General features: G+C 60.0%; 15 protein-coding genes and 1 pseudogene. 11 read left to right on the top strand and 5 right to left on the bottom strand.

Features of this window, described 5'->3' with window-relative positions; translation table 11 throughout:
* Positions 1-283: 283 nt before the first annotated feature.
* Both A4C63_RS12615 and A4C63_RS12610 read right to left on the bottom strand, forming a co-directional pair.
* Positions 284-550: pseudogene (locus A4C63_RS12615) on the bottom strand (mechanosensitive ion channel family protein); the annotation flags it as partial.
* 26 nt (positions 551-576) lie between these two features.
* Positions 577-1,566, bottom strand: a complete 990-nt coding sequence (locus A4C63_RS12610; protein ID WP_082888315.1) for a TauD/TfdA family dioxygenase — start codon at positions 1,564-1,566, stop codon at positions 577-579.
* 141 nt (positions 1,567-1,707) lie between these two features.
* On the opposite strand from A4C63_RS12610, the gene A4C63_RS12605 reads away from it, so the two are divergent.
* The 4 genes from A4C63_RS12605 to A4C63_RS12590 all read left to right on the top strand — a co-directional run bounded on the left by A4C63_RS12605 (position 1,708) and on the right by A4C63_RS12590 (position 7,156).
* Entirely contained in the window at positions 1,708-2,862 is a 1,155-nt protein-coding gene (locus tag A4C63_RS12605; protein WP_156510875.1) for a hypothetical protein, read from the top strand.
* Between the two features lies 1 nt (position 2,863).
* Entirely contained in the window at positions 2,864-6,196 is a 3,333-nt protein-coding gene (locus A4C63_RS12600) for a UvrD-helicase domain-containing protein (RefSeq protein ID WP_063912925.1), read from the top strand.
* A 350-nt stretch (positions 6,197-6,546) separates the two neighbouring features.
* Positions 6,547-6,789 (top strand): hypothetical protein, encoded by a 243-nt coding sequence (locus A4C63_RS26775; RefSeq protein ID WP_063912924.1) that lies wholly within the window; start codon positions 6,547-6,549, stop codon positions 6,787-6,789.
* 97 nt (positions 6,790-6,886) lie between these two features.
* Positions 6,887-7,156 carry a DUF3077 domain-containing protein gene (locus A4C63_RS12590; RefSeq protein WP_019471426.1) on the top strand — a complete coding sequence of 90 codons (270 nt, stop codon included), beginning with the start codon at positions 6,887-6,889 and terminating at the stop codon, positions 7,154-7,156.
* Positions 7,157-7,556: 400 nt separating this feature from the next.
* Here A4C63_RS12590 and A4C63_RS12585 read toward each other — a convergent pair whose 3' ends face one another.
* On the bottom strand, positions 7,557-8,858 hold the full coding sequence (locus A4C63_RS12585; protein WP_063912923.1) for a mechanosensitive ion channel family protein: 1,302 nt from the start codon (positions 8,856-8,858) through the stop codon (positions 7,557-7,559).
* A 103-nt stretch (positions 8,859-8,961) separates the two neighbouring features.
* Between A4C63_RS12585 and A4C63_RS12580 the strand changes: the two genes are divergently transcribed.
* Positions 8,962-10,323 carry a DEAD/DEAH box helicase gene (locus tag A4C63_RS12580; protein ID WP_063912922.1) on the top strand — a complete coding sequence of 454 codons (1,362 nt, stop codon included), beginning with the start codon at positions 8,962-8,964 and terminating at the stop codon, positions 10,321-10,323.
* A 125-nt stretch (positions 10,324-10,448) separates the two neighbouring features.
* Here the strand turns inward: A4C63_RS12580 and A4C63_RS12575 are convergent, their stop codons facing one another.
* Positions 10,449-10,721, bottom strand: a complete 273-nt coding sequence (locus tag A4C63_RS12575) for a hypothetical protein (protein WP_025340165.1) — start codon at positions 10,719-10,721, stop codon at positions 10,449-10,451.
* A gap of 268 nt (positions 10,722-10,989) precedes the next feature.
* On the opposite strand from A4C63_RS12575, the gene A4C63_RS12570 reads away from it, so the two are divergent.
* The 4 genes from A4C63_RS12570 to A4C63_RS12555 all read left to right on the top strand — a co-directional run bounded on the left by A4C63_RS12570 (position 10,990) and on the right by A4C63_RS12555 (position 13,006).
* Entirely contained in the window at positions 10,990-11,268 is a 279-nt protein-coding gene (locus A4C63_RS12570; protein ID WP_063912921.1) for a BrnT family toxin, read from the top strand.
* A complete protein-coding gene (locus tag A4C63_RS12565) occupies positions 11,246-11,500 on the top strand; it encodes a BrnA antitoxin family protein (RefSeq protein ID WP_063912920.1) in 255 nt (84 codons plus the stop codon). The genes A4C63_RS12570 and A4C63_RS12565 overlap by 23 nt, the downstream gene beginning before the upstream one ends.
* Positions 11,501-11,577: 77 nt before the next feature.
* On the top strand, positions 11,578-11,973 hold the full coding sequence (locus tag A4C63_RS12560; RefSeq protein ID WP_063912919.1) for a hypothetical protein: 396 nt from the start codon (positions 11,578-11,580) through the stop codon (positions 11,971-11,973).
* A gap of 106 nt (positions 11,974-12,079) precedes the next feature.
* Entirely contained in the window at positions 12,080-13,006 is a 927-nt protein-coding gene (locus A4C63_RS12555) for a DMT family transporter (protein ID WP_063912918.1), read from the top strand.
* A gap of 127 nt (positions 13,007-13,133) precedes the next feature.
* Here the strand turns inward: A4C63_RS12555 and A4C63_RS12550 are convergent, their stop codons facing one another.
* On the bottom strand, positions 13,134-14,306 hold the full coding sequence (locus tag A4C63_RS12550; protein WP_063912917.1) for an MFS transporter: 1,173 nt from the start codon (positions 14,304-14,306) through the stop codon (positions 13,134-13,136).
* Positions 14,307-14,412: 106 nt separating this feature from the next.
* Between A4C63_RS12550 and A4C63_RS12545 the strand changes: the two genes are divergently transcribed.
* Both A4C63_RS12545 and A4C63_RS26770 read left to right on the top strand, forming a co-directional pair.
* Positions 14,413-15,306 (top strand): LysR family transcriptional regulator, encoded by an 894-nt coding sequence (locus A4C63_RS12545; protein WP_063912916.1) that lies wholly within the window; start codon positions 14,413-14,415, stop codon positions 15,304-15,306.
* 124 nt (positions 15,307-15,430) lie between these two features.
* Complete coding sequence (locus A4C63_RS26770; protein ID WP_009683677.1) at positions 15,431-15,559, top strand: PA1414 family protein; 129 nt, start codon at positions 15,431-15,433, stop codon at positions 15,557-15,559.
* Positions 15,560-15,588 lie beyond the last annotated feature (29 nt).

Below are 15,588 nucleotides of genomic sequence, written 5' to 3'. Positions count from 1 at the left end.
CCGGCAAGCCAGCTTCCACGGGTGCAGCGTTGATTTCGAGGTTGTCGCTGTACAAGTGGGAGCGGCCTTGTGTCGCGAAAGGGCCGCAACGCGGCCCCAGGATTGATGCGCGATAGTTGAAATTGCTGGGGCTGCTTTGCAGCCCTTTCGCGACACGAGGCCGCTCCCACAGGGGATCGCGCCAACTTTTAGAATTTGAGCAAGACAGTTGCTCCCACAGGTACAACGAAGATCTCACGATCTGCGTGACCTCTGTGTGGCTCGCTGGCGATAGGCGGCAATCTCAAACCTCGTTCATTTCTTCAAGACGACGCGGCATTGGCTCCGGTGCCATACGCCCCGCCAACCCCACCCGCATGTCATTGCCACTCGGCTGCTGATACAGGCTCAAACCAAACTCCGGCAACACCGCCAGCAGATAGTCGAAGATATCCCCCTGGATCCGCTCGTAATCGGCCCACACCATGGTGGTGGTAAAGCAGTAGATCTCCAGCGGCACGCCCTCGGCGGTGCTCTGCATCTGCCGCACCATGCAGGTCATGTAGGGATGCTCAATCAGAATATCCCGCTCCCAAATCACGGGTAGAGCTTGAACGCACTGTCGGGATAGCGCTGATCAGCCCGTAGTTCCCGGGTATCTAGTCCATAGGTACGCAGCAGCCACCGTGAGTCGCCTCCTGCCTCGCCACCCACTACGCCGCGCCCATGCAATCCCACGCGGTTGTTCACAAGCAGGATATCGCCAGGCGAGATAACCACCGACGTTGAGCATTCCTGGCAGGCCAGTTCAAAGCGCGTTATCGCTTGGCTCGCAAGCTCAGAGTCAAAGTCGGTATCCGCCGCGCTGTGGCTGTATCGGATCCAGTATCCATCCCCCGTTTCGAAGAGCAACTGGATTCCAGCCATCGCTTCCAGCAATGGGCTTTCTTTGCCAAGTAGTTTGCGCAACCCACGCTTGAAGGTTTTCTGAGGGCGGATGACGTACTGAGGCTTGGTCAGCTCTTCGATCTCCTCGTTCGTCAACCTCTGCAGTATGGCAGAGAGGGGCATGACCGTGGTGGTGATGCCATCTGGGTTCCGAATTCCACTCAGGCAGACGAAGTCGGGTGAAGGGGCTACACGCTCGTCAAACTCATGCGGCTGTCCGCGAACCGGGAAGGAAACCCCGTCCGTATGGCCGCGCATATCGCTCTTGGATTTTTCTGCAAAGTCGTCATCGCCTGGCAGCACCACCAGATTCACGAACAGATGACCGTCATTCTCGGAACCGTAGGAAATGGTGTCCGAGTTAAGCGTGGCAAGGCAGGCCACTGCACTTGCCCTTGCTGCGACCGTGGTAGCAACGTCAGGCACAGGAATGAAAGCCGTGGGTGTTTCCGGCAGATTGTGGATGTCGAACGTTGCACGCAGATGAATCAGCGGGTTTGCCCAGGCGCTGCGCTGCAGGTTGTGCAGGTCGACGTCTGCCGCGCTGAGTGCGTCGAGGATAGCGGGCAGCAGTTGGGCGCCAAGCTCCACCGGATTGTCGAGCGCTGCGAGGCAACATTCGAGCGAGTTATCGTGCATCCATTGACTCACTGAGCCTCGGATAGCCTTGGAAAAATGAGCGTCGATCAATTGTGTCCCTACCAGCGCAAGTGATATAAAGATGATATACAAGCGCCGTTTGGCGCACCACTGCTTCCGTCACGATGGCCAGAGTCTACCATGAAACGTAATGTTAATTTGCCGTCTCCAGACCTTAGCGCTCCGCTCAGGGCGTGGTCGGATTACCTGGAATGGGTGTCTGCGACGGGGGATTTTCAAATGGTAGGAGACGCTTGTCAGTGCACGGTTGCTATGCCGAAGGGGCAGATTCTGAAGGTGCAGGCGGCCACCCCTGAGCTTCTTGCAAAGCAGGTCATGGCCGAGCTGACAGCCAACGTGGTACTTGCACCTAACCAGGATTTGCCAAAGCATGTCGTACTGGAGCAGGGTGAGCCAGAGCTCAATGAACCGAGACTCATAAGCAATGCGTCGCCACAGGAGGTGTCTATGCGCAGTCACTACGAACCCGCTTTGCCTCGTGCATCGCAGGCGCCGCGATCTGCACCCGTGACCAGTACCAAAGGCACATTGCAGACGGTAGGTGTGTATGTGCCGGTAGCTATGCATGAAGCGCTTAAGGCAGTTGCGGAGAAGCAGAACAAGAAATTCTCTGTGCTTGTTCGAGAGATGGTCGAGAGTGGCTACGACCGTTTTGAAGATGCGATCGAAGAGCGTAGTGGGAAAAAGGTGCTCGACGGCTATGAGCAGAAGGTGGCGAGCTATGATGGCGAGCCCGCACAATGGATGGCCAGGCTTGATCGCAAGCTCAGTCTGGAGCTCAAGTTGACCGCGAAGGAGTACGGGCGGTCGGCTTCTCAAATCGTTGGCGGGCTATTGGCTGAGGAGCTTTCCCATTGCCCACTAGTCCAGACGGTTGCTTCATCCCTCTCAGCCACCGCTGCCCAAGCAATCACTGATCCAGCTGAAGTGGCACGTGCTCAAGCCGCAATTTCAGGTCTTGTGGGGCCCAAAGCCAACGAACTGGCGAATCACTTGGGCCTTCCCGGCAAACGCCGATTGGTTAACGAGATACTTGTTGGAATCGTACGCGCTCCAGGCGTCCTTATGGATGATGTTGCCGAGTACTTCCAGGTTTCAAGAGAAGCGATGAATGAGGCCGTGAGTCTGAATTTTCGTCAGCTAGCGGCACCCTCGTTTAAAGCGCCCAACGGACAGCCAAGGGTGCTGACAGAGCCCGTTTCATGGGAAGAGGCAGTGAAAGCACTAAATTTGCCTCGTGACGAAGAGGCAAAGCTGTTGGCTCTAGGGGACTGAGATGAATCCTTTCGACCGTGCACGAATCCAGGCCATCAATGCACGGGCGAAACTCATCGCTGCGTGCGGTAACCAGTACCCGACCAGTGAGCAACTGCTTGACGTTGCTGAAGCGACGTTGGGTATTGCGATCGAGTGGGTGCCTCCCGATTACTATGCGCTGGGTGGGGCAGATGCGCTTCTACAGCGGGCGATGCAGACGATCCTGATTCGTGATGACGTTCGACCTGAGGCGAAGGCTTATCTGTTGGCTCATGAACTGGGCCATTGGTATCTCGACTCACCCCAACCCGCCCCTGGCACCTCGACAGTGTCCTTCATCGCTGATCCTGACGGTGATGTCAGTGCCACCGGTACTACTAGAAACCCCAGTACCACCAGCCCCGGAAGTGCAGTGGTTGAGGGCTATGGTGCATGGGAGCGCAATGAGCTGCTGGCAAACGTCTTTGCGCGAGAGCTGCTGCTACCCAGAACGGTGGCAAGAGCATTGTGGTCAGCAGGATGGCGTTCTCGATTGGTAGCGACGAACTTTCAGTTGCCGCTAGAAGTCGTGAGACAGCAATTGGCTGACGCGCTTCTGCTTCCGGATGTCCCCCCAGTTCCTCCAGCTCCCGCACACCCCCCAAGCGATGCTCAGCGTCTTGCGGCTGAGGCACCGGAGAGGTTCGTCAATGTCGTTGCGGGCCCCGGGACAGGTAAGACAACGACGTTGGTGCACCGAGTGGCCCACTTGATTGCGAGCGGGGTTCCGGCCAACAGAATCTTGGTGATGACTTTTACCAACAAAGCTGCCCAGGAGCTTGTCGAGCGGTTGACGGCGGCCAATGTTCCAAACGCTTCACAGGTATGGGCTGGCACCTTCCATTCATTTGGACTGGAGCTCCTGCGAAAGCACCACCTTCTCTTCGACCTGACACCTCAGATCAAGATCGCTGACGCGCTGCAGCAAGTCAGGATGATGATCGATGAACTGCCAACCCTGCAGCTCGAATATTTCTTCAGGTTGAGCAACCCTTATGACTGGCTGCCTGACGTCTTGAAGATTATTCATCGTCTGAAGGAAGAGCTGGTCACACCGGACGAGTACGCAGCGATCGTTCGAACATTGCCGCCGGTCGAGCCCGACGTTCAGCGAGAGCGGAATGACATCGTGACCCTTTACAGGGCCTATGAAGCTGTCCTACGGCGAGAGGGTTGGGTTGATTACCCAGATCTTTTGGTTCGACCCACTGTACAAGCGCGTGACGATCGTCCATCCATAGCTGCTTTCCTTGAGCAGTACGATCACGTCCTGGTGGATGAGTACCAGGACGTGAACCATGTGATGATCGAGTTCGTCAAAAAGATCGGCTCGCTACATCGATGCTTGTGGGTGGTCGGTGATATTCGTCAGGCTATTCATCACTGGCGTGGTGCGTCGATCCAAAGTCTGCTCAAGTTTGATGAGGCGTACATCGCTAGAGGCCAGACGGCTTCAATCAAGCGATACAGCTTGGACATCAATCGACGCAGCTCTCCAGAGATTCTTACTTTGGTCGAACTGGCTGGGTCCGACCATGTGCTGCAGCCATTCGTGCCTCTGGATCGTGTGTCCCCATCTCGCTCGGCGAGCGGGGTGATGCCGGCATTACTCCACACTCAGAGGGATGCTCAGAGCAGTGTCATCGTCAACGAGATTTCTCAGTGTCGAGCGGCTGGGCACTCATACGGAAGTCAGGGCATCATCAGCTCAACCAATGCCCAAGTGGACAGGCTTGCCGAAGACATCGAGGCGGCCGGGATTCCTGTGTTGCACATTGGTGAGTTGAACCAGAGGGCCGAAGTCAAAGAGTTCATGTGTCTGATGCAACTGCTGACGCAGCGGTCGCCTGGGGCGCTGCTCGGCTTGTTCAGACGTGCAAATTTGAGGATGCCGGCGGCAGACATCGAGGTGCTGACCAACCTGTCCAAGCTAGGTTTCAACCACCAGCGTGGTCGTTGGCTGAGGCGCCCTATACCAGGGCTGTCAACGCAAGGGCAGCAGGTTGTACTGGCATTGAGTGACTTGCTGGAAGGGGCGACGCGAAGCTCCCGCCCTTGGGTGTTCGTCTGTGATCTGCTGTTCGAAAAAGGCTTTGGGCTGGAGTCGCTGGCTGACCAGTCTGCTGCTGCGCAGATCAACCGCTTGGCGTTGTGGCAATTCCTTTATGGGGTTCGCAACAGTGATGGGGTTGGTAGCCAGGCGACGTTATCCAAGTTTTTGGTTAGAGAAGATTTTCGGCGCTATATCGGGCAACGATCGGCGGAGCGTGCGCTTCCACCTGAGGCCGCTGCGATTGACGCTGTGAGGCTCATGACAGTCCATGGGAGCAAAGGGCTTGAGTTTGACGTCGTGCATATGGCCAACGTCGAAAAAGCCAAGTTTGGTGCGGAGGCACCGCCACGTTTTGATGAGCGTCAGGCTTTGCTGCTGCCCCCTGAAGCGCTGCACAGTACGCAAAGCCTGCGGCTCCAAGGCGAGGCCATTGAGCGTAACAATCTGTTGTACGTTGGCCTCTCCAGAGCGAAAGATCGCTTGAAGGTCTATTGCGGTACTGATGCAGCGACGATTCCCGATCCCCTGCGTGATTCTTCAATCCTTTCTGCTAGCGTCGGGAGGCCCTCGGCACCTGTCGCGGCGTCGACAGTCATACCTGTGCCCATGACGCCACCGGAGGCGATCACCTTCGCTGCGCTTGATGGGTTTATGGCTTGCTCTCTGCAATATCACTATGCCCACGAGTTGAGTCTTCCGATTGAACAAGAATTGGATGTCTCAATTCGGGCTCGTCGTGCAGTGCTGGCAGGGCTTGAATACTTCTACCGGGACAGCATGAAAACAGACGAAGCCTTCCTCAAAGCTTGGGACGAAAAGCCGTTGCCGACGCGGGAAGAAGATAAGACGCTACTGGAGCATGCGTGGATCGCCTTCACACGTGGTGCGTCGTGGTTGCCCGGTAGTGCGCACTACGTCCCAGAAACCACAGCCAGCGTGAACGGCCAGACCATTACGATGCCGTGGATGCTTCGTGAGGCCAGTGGTGATTTGGTTTGGCTGCGCACAGGTGTAGGTCTGAGTGCTGTTGCACGAAATGTTCGGCCCATCCTAGAGAACCTCGGAGGCAGTCGTTGCCACCGAATTTCCATCCATTCACTTGTCACTGGTCTTTCCGAAGACGCAGTTCCATCTGCCAGAGCGAGCAGTACCAGTGTGTTCAAGGCGATCGGCGCATTGCGTGCCGGTGAGCGTAAAGCAACCCGAGGCAAACACTGCAATCGATGCGCCTATTCGACAATTTGTGCTCAGAGGCACTGATCGTCTGGTTGTGGCGCCTTGCCTGCAGGCGTCACATGTTTTTACGCCTAACGGCTAAAAAATCAGATTTTGCCCCTTTCTTGTAGGGCATTTCCCAAAGATACTGCGGGCCATTGTGATGTTCCCGGTTGGCCACTAACCTCGGCTGGTCGTTGCGATCCAACGACCGGCTTTGACAGGCCGACTCAAATTACAATCCTCAGCTTTGCCTTCAATGGCGGCTGTGCGTGGGGCGCCTTCGGGTGCGCCGGGTTTCTCAATTTGACCGGTCTGTCAACCCGTGCACAGCTGCCACCCTTTGTTTGACAGCAAATGGCGGTAGTCCCCAACCACAAATTGAGGGTTCCACCATGCTGAACATAGTCCCCGATCCACCCTGCAACCTCCACTCCCTGGAAGACACACTGCTGATGGCCGCGGATTACGCGCTATGCGCCGAAGCCGTTGCTCAGCAAGCAGTTTTGATGCAACCGAGATCACCCGTCTCGGTATTGATGATGGCGTCAATGCACGAGCTGGAGACTCTCCGCAAGTTGCTTGAATCAGCGCTGGCTCAAGTCCAAAAACCAGCATATCCGCAGACGTTGCATTAATCCGCATCATGATTCGCCTGAGGCTGCCCCTGTGGGAGCCCGGCTTGCCGGCGATAGGGCCAGCCCAGGCACTAGAGATTTCGGGGGAGATTGAACGATGTCTACAGAAGAAACCAAATTCACCGTCGGCAAAACCACTTTCTACCAAGGTGAAAACCAGACCCATCCGCTGTTCCGTATCGAAGCCGGCATCCCTTGCCAGAGCGCCCGGGAACAAGCTTCGGAGCTGATGGGCTATGCGCGAGACATGACCCTGGACGGCCTAATGGAAGACAAGCCTCAACTAATCTGGGCTTCGCACTACCTCTGTGCCTTGGCCAAGGCGCTCATGGATGATGCTGAACTAGGCATGATGAAAACCCCTTGAACCACCCTCAAGCGTAATGCCCGTCAGTCAAGCAATATTGGGCCGCTTTGCGGCCCATCGCCGGCAAGCCAGCTCTCATCGAACTGCACATAACTCATTGAATTAGCAGGGCCCTGTGGGAGCGGGTTACCCGCGAGACGACACCGCGGTGGATGGCACGGGCTTCGCCCGTGTTCGCGGGCACGCCCGCTCCCACAGGGGGCGCGCCAGCTTTTAGAAATTGAGCAAGACAGTTGCTCCCACAGGGTACGCGGATCGCTTGCAATTTCAGTTATCTACGCGCCAGCGCAGCCCAAAGGGTTGGGCAATCTCCCGCAGGTACAACGAAGATCCCACGATCTGCGTGAGCTCTGTGGGAGCTGGCTTGCCGGCGATGGGCTGCGAAGCAGCCCCGGCAATCTCAAGCCTCGCTCATTTCTTCCAGCCGTCGCGGCACAGGCTCTTGCGATACACGCCCGCTCAACCCCACCCGCATGTCGTTGCCACTCGGCTGCTGATACAGGCTCAAGCCAAATTCCGGCAACACCGCTAGCAGGTAGTCGAAGATATCCCCCTGGATCCGCTCGTAATCGGCCCACACGGTGGTGGTGGTAAAGCAGTAGATCTCCAGCGGTACGCCCTCGGCGGTGGTCTGCATCTGCCGCACCATGCAGGTCATGTTCGGGTGAACATTGGGGTGGTTCTTCAGGTAGGCCAGGGCAAACGCGCGGAAGGTGCCTATGTTGGTCAGCTTGCGGCGGTTGGCCGACAGCTCGGCCACCGGCCCCATGGCCTCGTTCCAGCGCTGCAGTTCCTGGCGCTTGGCGGCCAGGTAGTCGGCCAGCAGGTGCACCTGGCTCAGGCGATGTTCCTCTTCGCGGGTGAGAAAGCGCACCCCGGCCGCATCGATGAACAGGCTGCGCTTGATGCGCCGGCCACCGGACTGCTGCATGCCGCGGTAGTTGCGGAACGACTCGCTCATCAGGCGCCAGGTGGGGATGGAGACGATGGTCTTGTCGAAGTTCTGCACCTTCACGGTGTGCAGGGTGATGTCCACCACGTCGCCATCGGCGCCCACCTGGGGCATTTCGATCCAGTCGCCCACGTGCAGCATGTCGTTGCTGGTCAGCTGCACGCTGGCGACGAACGACAGCAGGGTGTCCTTGTACACCAACAGCAGCACCGCCGACATGGCACCCAGGCCCGACAGCAGCAACAGTGGCGAGCGGTCGATCAGGGTGGCGACGATGACGATGGCGGCGAAGATCCACAACATCATCTTGGCCAACTGCACGTAGCCCTTGATCGAGCGGGTGCGGGCGTGTTCGGTGCGGGCATAGATGTCGAGCAGGGCATCCAGCAGGCACGACAGCGCCATGGTCATGAACAGCAGGGTAAAGGCCAGGGCGACATTGCCAAGGAAGTGCTGGGCATTGTCGGACAGCTCGGGCACCAGTTTCAGGCCGAACTGCAGCACCAGTGACGGCGTGGTCTGCGCCAGGCGGTGGAACACCTTGTTGTTGCGCAGGTCATCCAGCCACTTCAGCGCTGGCTGGCGGGCCAGCAGGCGGGCGCCATGCAGCACCAGGAAGCGCGCCAGGCGGCCGATGACCAGGGAAATCAGCAGCAGCACCGCCAGGCCGATGGCCGCGTGCAGCATCGGATGTTGGTCAAGGGTGCCCCACAGGTCGAGGGAGTCACGCCAGATTCGTTGGATATCCATGGGCTTGCGTACAGTCTTGTTGCCAAACGAAGCGCCATTAGAGCGCGGATGGCGACAAAGTTGCCAAAAGAAATTCGGCTAAGGCGGCAGAAAACGTTACCCTATGCAACTGAATTTTCCGCACTTGCCTGAGGTTACCTCCGTGTTCTCCCAATTCGCCCTGCACGAACGCCTGCTTAAAGCCGTGGCCGAGCTTAACTTTGTCGAGCCAACCCCGGTGCAGGCCGCGGCCATCCCCCTGGCCCTGCAAGGGCGTGACCTGCGCGTGACCGCGCAGACCGGCAGCGGCAAAACCGCAGCCTTCGTGCTGCCATTGCTCAACCGCTTGGTCGACCTGCGCGAGCGCCGCGTAGAGATCCGCGCGCTGATCCTGCTGCCGACCCGTGAACTGGCCCAGCAGACCCTCAAGCAGGTGCAGTTGTTCTCGCAGTTCACCTACATCAAGTCGGGCCTGGTCACCGGCGGTGAAGACTTCAAGGAACAGGCCGCCATGCTGCGCAAGGTGCCGGACGTGCTGATCGGCACCCCGGGTCGCCTGCTGGAGCAGCTGAACGCCGGCAACCTCGACCTGTCCCACGTGCAGGTGCTGATCCTCGACGAAGCCGACCGCATGCTCGACATGGGCTTCGCCGAAGACATGGAGCGCCTGTGCAAGGAGTGCGAGAACCGCCAGCAGACCCTGCTGTTCTCCGCTACCACCGGTGGTGCGGCCCTGCGCGACATGATCGGCAAGGTGCTGAAAGACCCTGAGCACCTGATGCTCAACAGCGTCTCGCAGCTGGCCGAAGGCACCCGCCAGCAGATCATCACCGCCGACCACGACCAGCACAAAGAGCAGATCGTGCAGTGGCTGCTGGCCAATGAAACCTTCGACAAGGCGATCATCTTCACCAACACCCGTGCCCTGGCCGACCGCATCTACGGCCACCTGGTGGCCAAGGACGTGAAGGCCTTCGTGCTGCATGGCGAAAAGGACCAGAAGGACCGCAAGCTGGCGCTGGACCGCTTCAAGCAGGGCAGCTCCAAGGTGCTGGTGGCTACCGACGTGGCGGCCCGTGGCCTGGACATCGACGGCCTGGACCTGGTGATCAACTTCGACATGCCGCGCAGCGGTGACGAGTACGTGCACCGTGTGGGCCGTACCGGCCGCGCCGGTGGCGAAGGTTTGGCGATCTCGCTGATCACCCACAACGACTGGAACCTGATGTCGAGCATCGAGCGCTACCTCAAGCAGCAGTTCGAGCGCCGGGTAATCAAGGAAGTGAAGGGCACCTACAGCGGGCCGAAGAAGGTCAAGGCCTCGGGCAAGGCGGCGGGCAGCAAGAAGAAAAAGGTCGAGAAGAAGACCGGTGACAAGAAGGCAGCCGCCAAGCGCAAGCCAACCGCCAAGCCGAAGGCCAATGCACCGCTGGCCAGCGCCGACGGCCTGGCGCCGCTAAAGAAGCGCAAGCCTGCGGCTGAGTAACGCTCGGTAACGGTGTTAGCTTCTTCGCGGGTGAACCCGCTCCCACAGCGACCCTACAGGCTTCCAGGCCTGTGCGATCCCTGTGGGAGCGGGTTTACCCGCGAAGAGGCCAGCACAGGCGACCACTATTCAGCCTTTTTCTCCGCCTCTTTCAACTCCTTGATCCGCTTGTCGATCAGCTGACACTTGTCGGGCAAATCCTTGCTCGCCGTCCCAAGCTCCATCCCTTGAAGCTCGTCATTGATCTCCTTGGCCTTCTGCGGGTTCTGCTCGGTCAACTGGGTGACCAACCCGGCCAGCTCTTCGCGTTTCTGCGTCGCTTCTTCCGGTGTGCAGGCCCAGGCGGGCAGGGCGCAGAACAGGGCAGTGGCGCAGGCAATGGGCAGCAGCAGTTTCATCCTTCCTACCTCCGGCGGTGGTAATGCCCGGTGGAGGCATGTGCCTGGCCGTTAGTTCAGCGCCTTCGACCGGTGGCACTTCATGGTCAGCCTGTCCGCAGCCGGGCATCTGACCTAGCCTTGTGAGCCATTTGGCCAGGCCACTTCCCTCCAGGTTGTAATCCCTTTCCCAAAACCTCCTGAAGCTATTGAAGAGTGGGCGATTGCTCCCTAGCCTTGGCCTGGATCAGGAGGTATCGTATGTACAGATGTAAATACGGAGCGTCCCATGTTCTTTGAATGGGACGATGCCAAGAACCAGATAAACATCCGCAAGCACGGCATCGACTTCAGCGATGTTCCGGATATGTTCAATCACCCGATGCTGATTCGCCGCGATGACAATCCGGACCACGATGAGGAACGCTGGGTCTGCCTGGGCTGGCTGAAGTGTCTGATAGGCGTGGTCGTGTACACGGAAAGGCAGGGTGATGTCATTCGCATCATTTCTGCACGCAAAGCCACCAGATGGGAGGCCAAACATTATGACCAAAGCATCGAAAACTGACTGGAGTCGCCTGGCTCGACAGGACGACCAGGCTATTGATACCTCGGATATTCCTGAGCTGAATGAAAATTTCTTCCGAGAGGCCGAGCTGCGAGTTCCAGCCAAGCAGACGGTGACCATTCGCCTCGATTCCGATGTCCTCGCCTGGTTCAAAGAGCAGGGTAGTGGCTACCAGACCCGGATCAACCAGTTGCTGCGCCAGTACATGCAAGCGCAACAACGCCAGCGCTGAGATATTTCGGAACGCTGGGCAACCTCCACAGGTCCCAACCTGTGTACCCCTTCCGTCCACAGCAGGAGCCCGTAGCCATGAGCATCGCCTACGACTGGGACCTGATCGAGCGTTTGCTGCACGAGGTGCAGAACGGCGCCGGTCACAGCTTCACGCCACGCCCCTATGCCGAGCAGCACGCTGCGGCACTGGCCGCCAAGGGGGAGCCGGTGGGTGACCTGGACCACCTGAAAACCCGTGCCTGCGAGTACGAAAGGCTGCTGTTCGAACGTGGCTTTATCGAAACCCGGCCCGAAGAGGACGGCGGCAATGGCGAGAACTTCGCGCTGACCGAGCGCGGTTCGCGGCTGATGAGCCTGATCGACAGCAGCATCCCCGGCTTCGAGCACCCGCGTCAGGTGCTGGACGACCAGGAGGATGCGCTGGACGAAACCATTTTCGAGCAGGTGTCGGCGAAGGCGCAGATTGCCTGAGGTCGTTTTGAGGCTGGCAAGGGCGGCCATGGACACCCGATAATCGGTAGTTCCTGAACATTGCCGAGCCCTTGCCCATGCCAATGACCACCGCAGAGGCCCGCCCATGAGCGCGGTCCGCAAGAACCCTGATGCCTTTGCCTTCCAGGTGATGCTGGGGCTGTGCCTGATCTGGGGCTGCCAGCAGGTGTTGATCAAGACCGCCGCCGTCGATATCGCGCCGGTGATGCAGGCGGCCTTGCGCAACGGCATCGCCGCCGTGCTGGTGGGCCTGATGCTGTGCTGGCGTGGTGGCTGGGAGCAGGTCGGCAGCACCTGGCGTGCCGGGGTGGTGGCGGGCGGGCTGTTCGGCCTGGAATTCCTGTTCATTGCCGAGGGGTTGAAGCTGACCTCGGCGGCGCATATGTCGGTGTTCCTCTATACCGCGCCGGTGTTCACCGCGTTGGGCCTGCATTTCAGGTTGCCCAGCGAACGCCTGCGGCTGCTGCAATGGCTGGGGATTCTGCTGGCCTTCGGCGGCATTGCCATGGCATTTGCCGGCGGTATGTCGTTCGAGCACATGGATGGCCGCACCCTGTTGGGGGATGCGTTTGGCGTGATTGCCGGGCTGGCCTGGGGCGCGACCACGGTGGTGGTGCGTTGCTCGCGGCTGTCGGAAGCACCGGCGACCCTGACCCTGTTCTATCAACTGGCGGTGGGCTTTGCCGGCTTGCTGCTGATTGCCTTGCTCAGCGGGCAGATCGGCGCGGTGTCGTTTACGCCGTTGGCGATGGGGAGCGTGCTGTTCCAGGGGATTGTGGTGTCGTTCATCAGCTACCTGACCTGGTTCTGGTTGCTGCGCAAATACCTGGCGTCGAACCTGGCGGTGTTTTCGTTCATCACCCCGCTGTTCGGGGTGACCTTTGGCGTGTTGCTGCTGGATGAGCCGCTGAGCCTGAACTTTGTGGTTGGCGCGTTGATGGTGCTGCTGGGGGTGATCCTGGTGAGTGCCGAGCCTTGGGTGAAGCAGCAGTTGCGGCGGATTGTGGGATGATCAATAACCAGTACCGGCCTCTTCGCGGGCTTGCCCGCTCCCACAGGTACTGCACAGGTCTTGAAAATCGTGCGGCCCCTGTGGGAGCGGGCGAGCCCGCGAAGAGGCCGGCACAGGCAACCACAATTCAGGATGCAGCCTTGGCCTGACAGGCGCTGCCCTGCGGTGCAGAGCCGGCAAACAGCACCAACCCCCCAGCCACCACCAACCCTCCCGCCGCCACCATCAGCGCCGGCTGCAGCCCGCCGCTGTAATGGCTGCTGAGCGCCGCCAGCAACGGCCCGCTCAACTGCCCCAGGGCAAAGCACGCCGTCAACAGCCCGGCATTGCGCTGCGTGGCATGCGGCGCCAGCTCCCGCGAGCGCTGCATCACCAGCTGCATGCAGGCCAGGAACGGCCCGCCACACAGCACCACACCCAACGCCAGCCCGACACCCCCGCCCATCAGGCAGGCCAGCACGCCCAGCCCCTGCAACCACAGGGTGGCGGTCAACCAGGTCGAGGTGCGGCCACCACGCCGCAGGCTCACCAGCAGCACCCCCAGCGCTGCCGCCAGGCCGAACGCCGGCCAGAACAGGTCGGCCAGCCACTGCCCGCGGAACTGTTGGTTGGCCATCTGCGACAGGAAGGTGGCCGGCAGGATGTAACCCACGCCATACAGCGCATACACCAGCCCCAGGCGGCCTATGCCGACACTGCGCGTCGGGCCCTGGCCTGCAGTCGACGGCACCGGCGCCGCTTGCAGCGCCCGGGGCAGCCAAGGCCGGAGCGCCAGCAGCATCACCAGCGCGGCCACGGCATAGATCAGCCACAGTGCAGCCGAGCCCAGCCCCCACAAATGCGCCACCAGCGCCAGCAAACCAGTCAGCGCAATGCCCAGGCCGGGCCCGGCGAACACCAGGGCACCCAGGCGCTGGCGGTTGTTGGCATTGGCTACCTGCTGGCTGAGGCTGGTGATCATCACCAGCACCCAGGCGCTGGCCACACCGGTGCCGAAGCGCAGCAACAGGTGGCTCCAGAACCCGTCGGCGGCCCATGAGGCCAGGGTCAGCAGCACGCACAGCCACAGCCCGCCATGCAGGCGCAGACGCACCTGGCCCGGCGAGCGGGCGAACATGGCGTCGACCGCGCCGATGAAGTAACCCAGGTAGTTGGCTGCCGCCACCAGCCCGGCGACCGTCAGGTCGAACTGGCCTTCGGCGATCAGTTGCGGCAGTTGTGGGGTAAGGGCGAAGCGGCCGATGCCCATGGCCATCATCAGCGCCACGGCGCTGGCCAGCAGTTGAATGAGTGGCGACATGGCAAGTCTCCTGCACGGATGTAAGCGATGGCTGGCAGGTTAGGGCGGTTTATTTTTCAATAAAATTGAATAATGATGATCAAGTTGTTCTGTTTTGGAGAATGCCGTGGAATTCAGCCAACTGCGTATCTTCCAGGCCGTGGCCGAGGAGGGTTCGGTCACCCGTGCCGCAGAGCGCCTGCATCGAGTGCCGTCGAACCTGTCGACGCGCTTGCGCCAGCTCGAGGAGCAACTGGGTGTCGAGCTGTTCCTGCGCGAACGCCAGCGCCTGCAGCTGTCGCCGGCGGGCAAGGTGCTGCTGGACTACGCCAACCGCATGTCAGCCTTGCGCGACGAGGCGCTGGCCGCCGTGCGGGGTGGCCAACCGGCCGGGGACTTCGTGCTGGGGACCATGTACAGCACGGCAGCGACCCATTTGCCGGCGTTGCTGGCGCGTTATCATCAGGCCTACCCGGCGGTGAACCTGCAGGTGCGCGCAGCGCCCAGTGGCGAACTGCTGGAAGGCCTGCTCAACCACAGCCTGGACGCGGCCTTGGTGGACGGGCCGCCGAGCCTGGCCGGGCTGGATGGTGTGCCGTTGTGCGATGAGCAGCTGGTGCTGATCACCAGCCCCGAGCACCCTGCGGTGCACACTGCCAAGGATGTGGCGGGCAAGGCGGTGTTCACCTTCCGCCAGGGCTGCTCGTACCGCATGCGCCTGGAGGCCTGGTATGCCCATGCCCATACGCCCATGGGCCGAGTGATGGAGATCGAGTCGTACCAGAGCATGCTGGCCTGTGTGATCGCTGGCGCGGGCGTGGCGATGATGGCCAGGTCGATGCTCGACAGCCTGCCCGGGCGCGACCGGGTGCGGGTGCACCAGATGCAGGCGCCGTTCGATCAGGCGGTCACCTGGTTGATGTGGCGCCAGGGCATGCGCGGGGCGAATTTGCAGGCCTGGATCGACTTGCAACAAAGCGAAACGATTAACCAGTCGTCGGAATGCGCCGCTACGGCTTGATCCGTATCAAAATGGCCCGTATCTGTAGGTGTAGAGGCATGCGTAATACAGGACATAGGGCTATGATCTGTATGAAACATCGCAGGATTGAATTGCCGTGAGGCTGACCCGTCAAGGGGGCATTATGAATAAACCACTGTCCAACTGGCTCCACGACCTGGCTGTCGCCTTGGGGCTGATTCCACCACCTTTGCAGCCGGTGCCGATCCCGACTGATGAAGAGCAGCGCAAACGCCAACCGCGTCGTCGCTGATAAATACAAAGGCCGCTGCACCTGGGTGG

The sequence above is a fragment of the Pseudomonas sp. p21 genome (genome assembly GCF_001642705.1).
Lineage (GTDB): Bacteria > Pseudomonadota > Gammaproteobacteria > Pseudomonadales > Pseudomonadaceae > Aquipseudomonas.
Note: the sequence above shows the minus strand (reverse complement) of the source record. Positions and strands in the feature narration are given on the sequence as shown.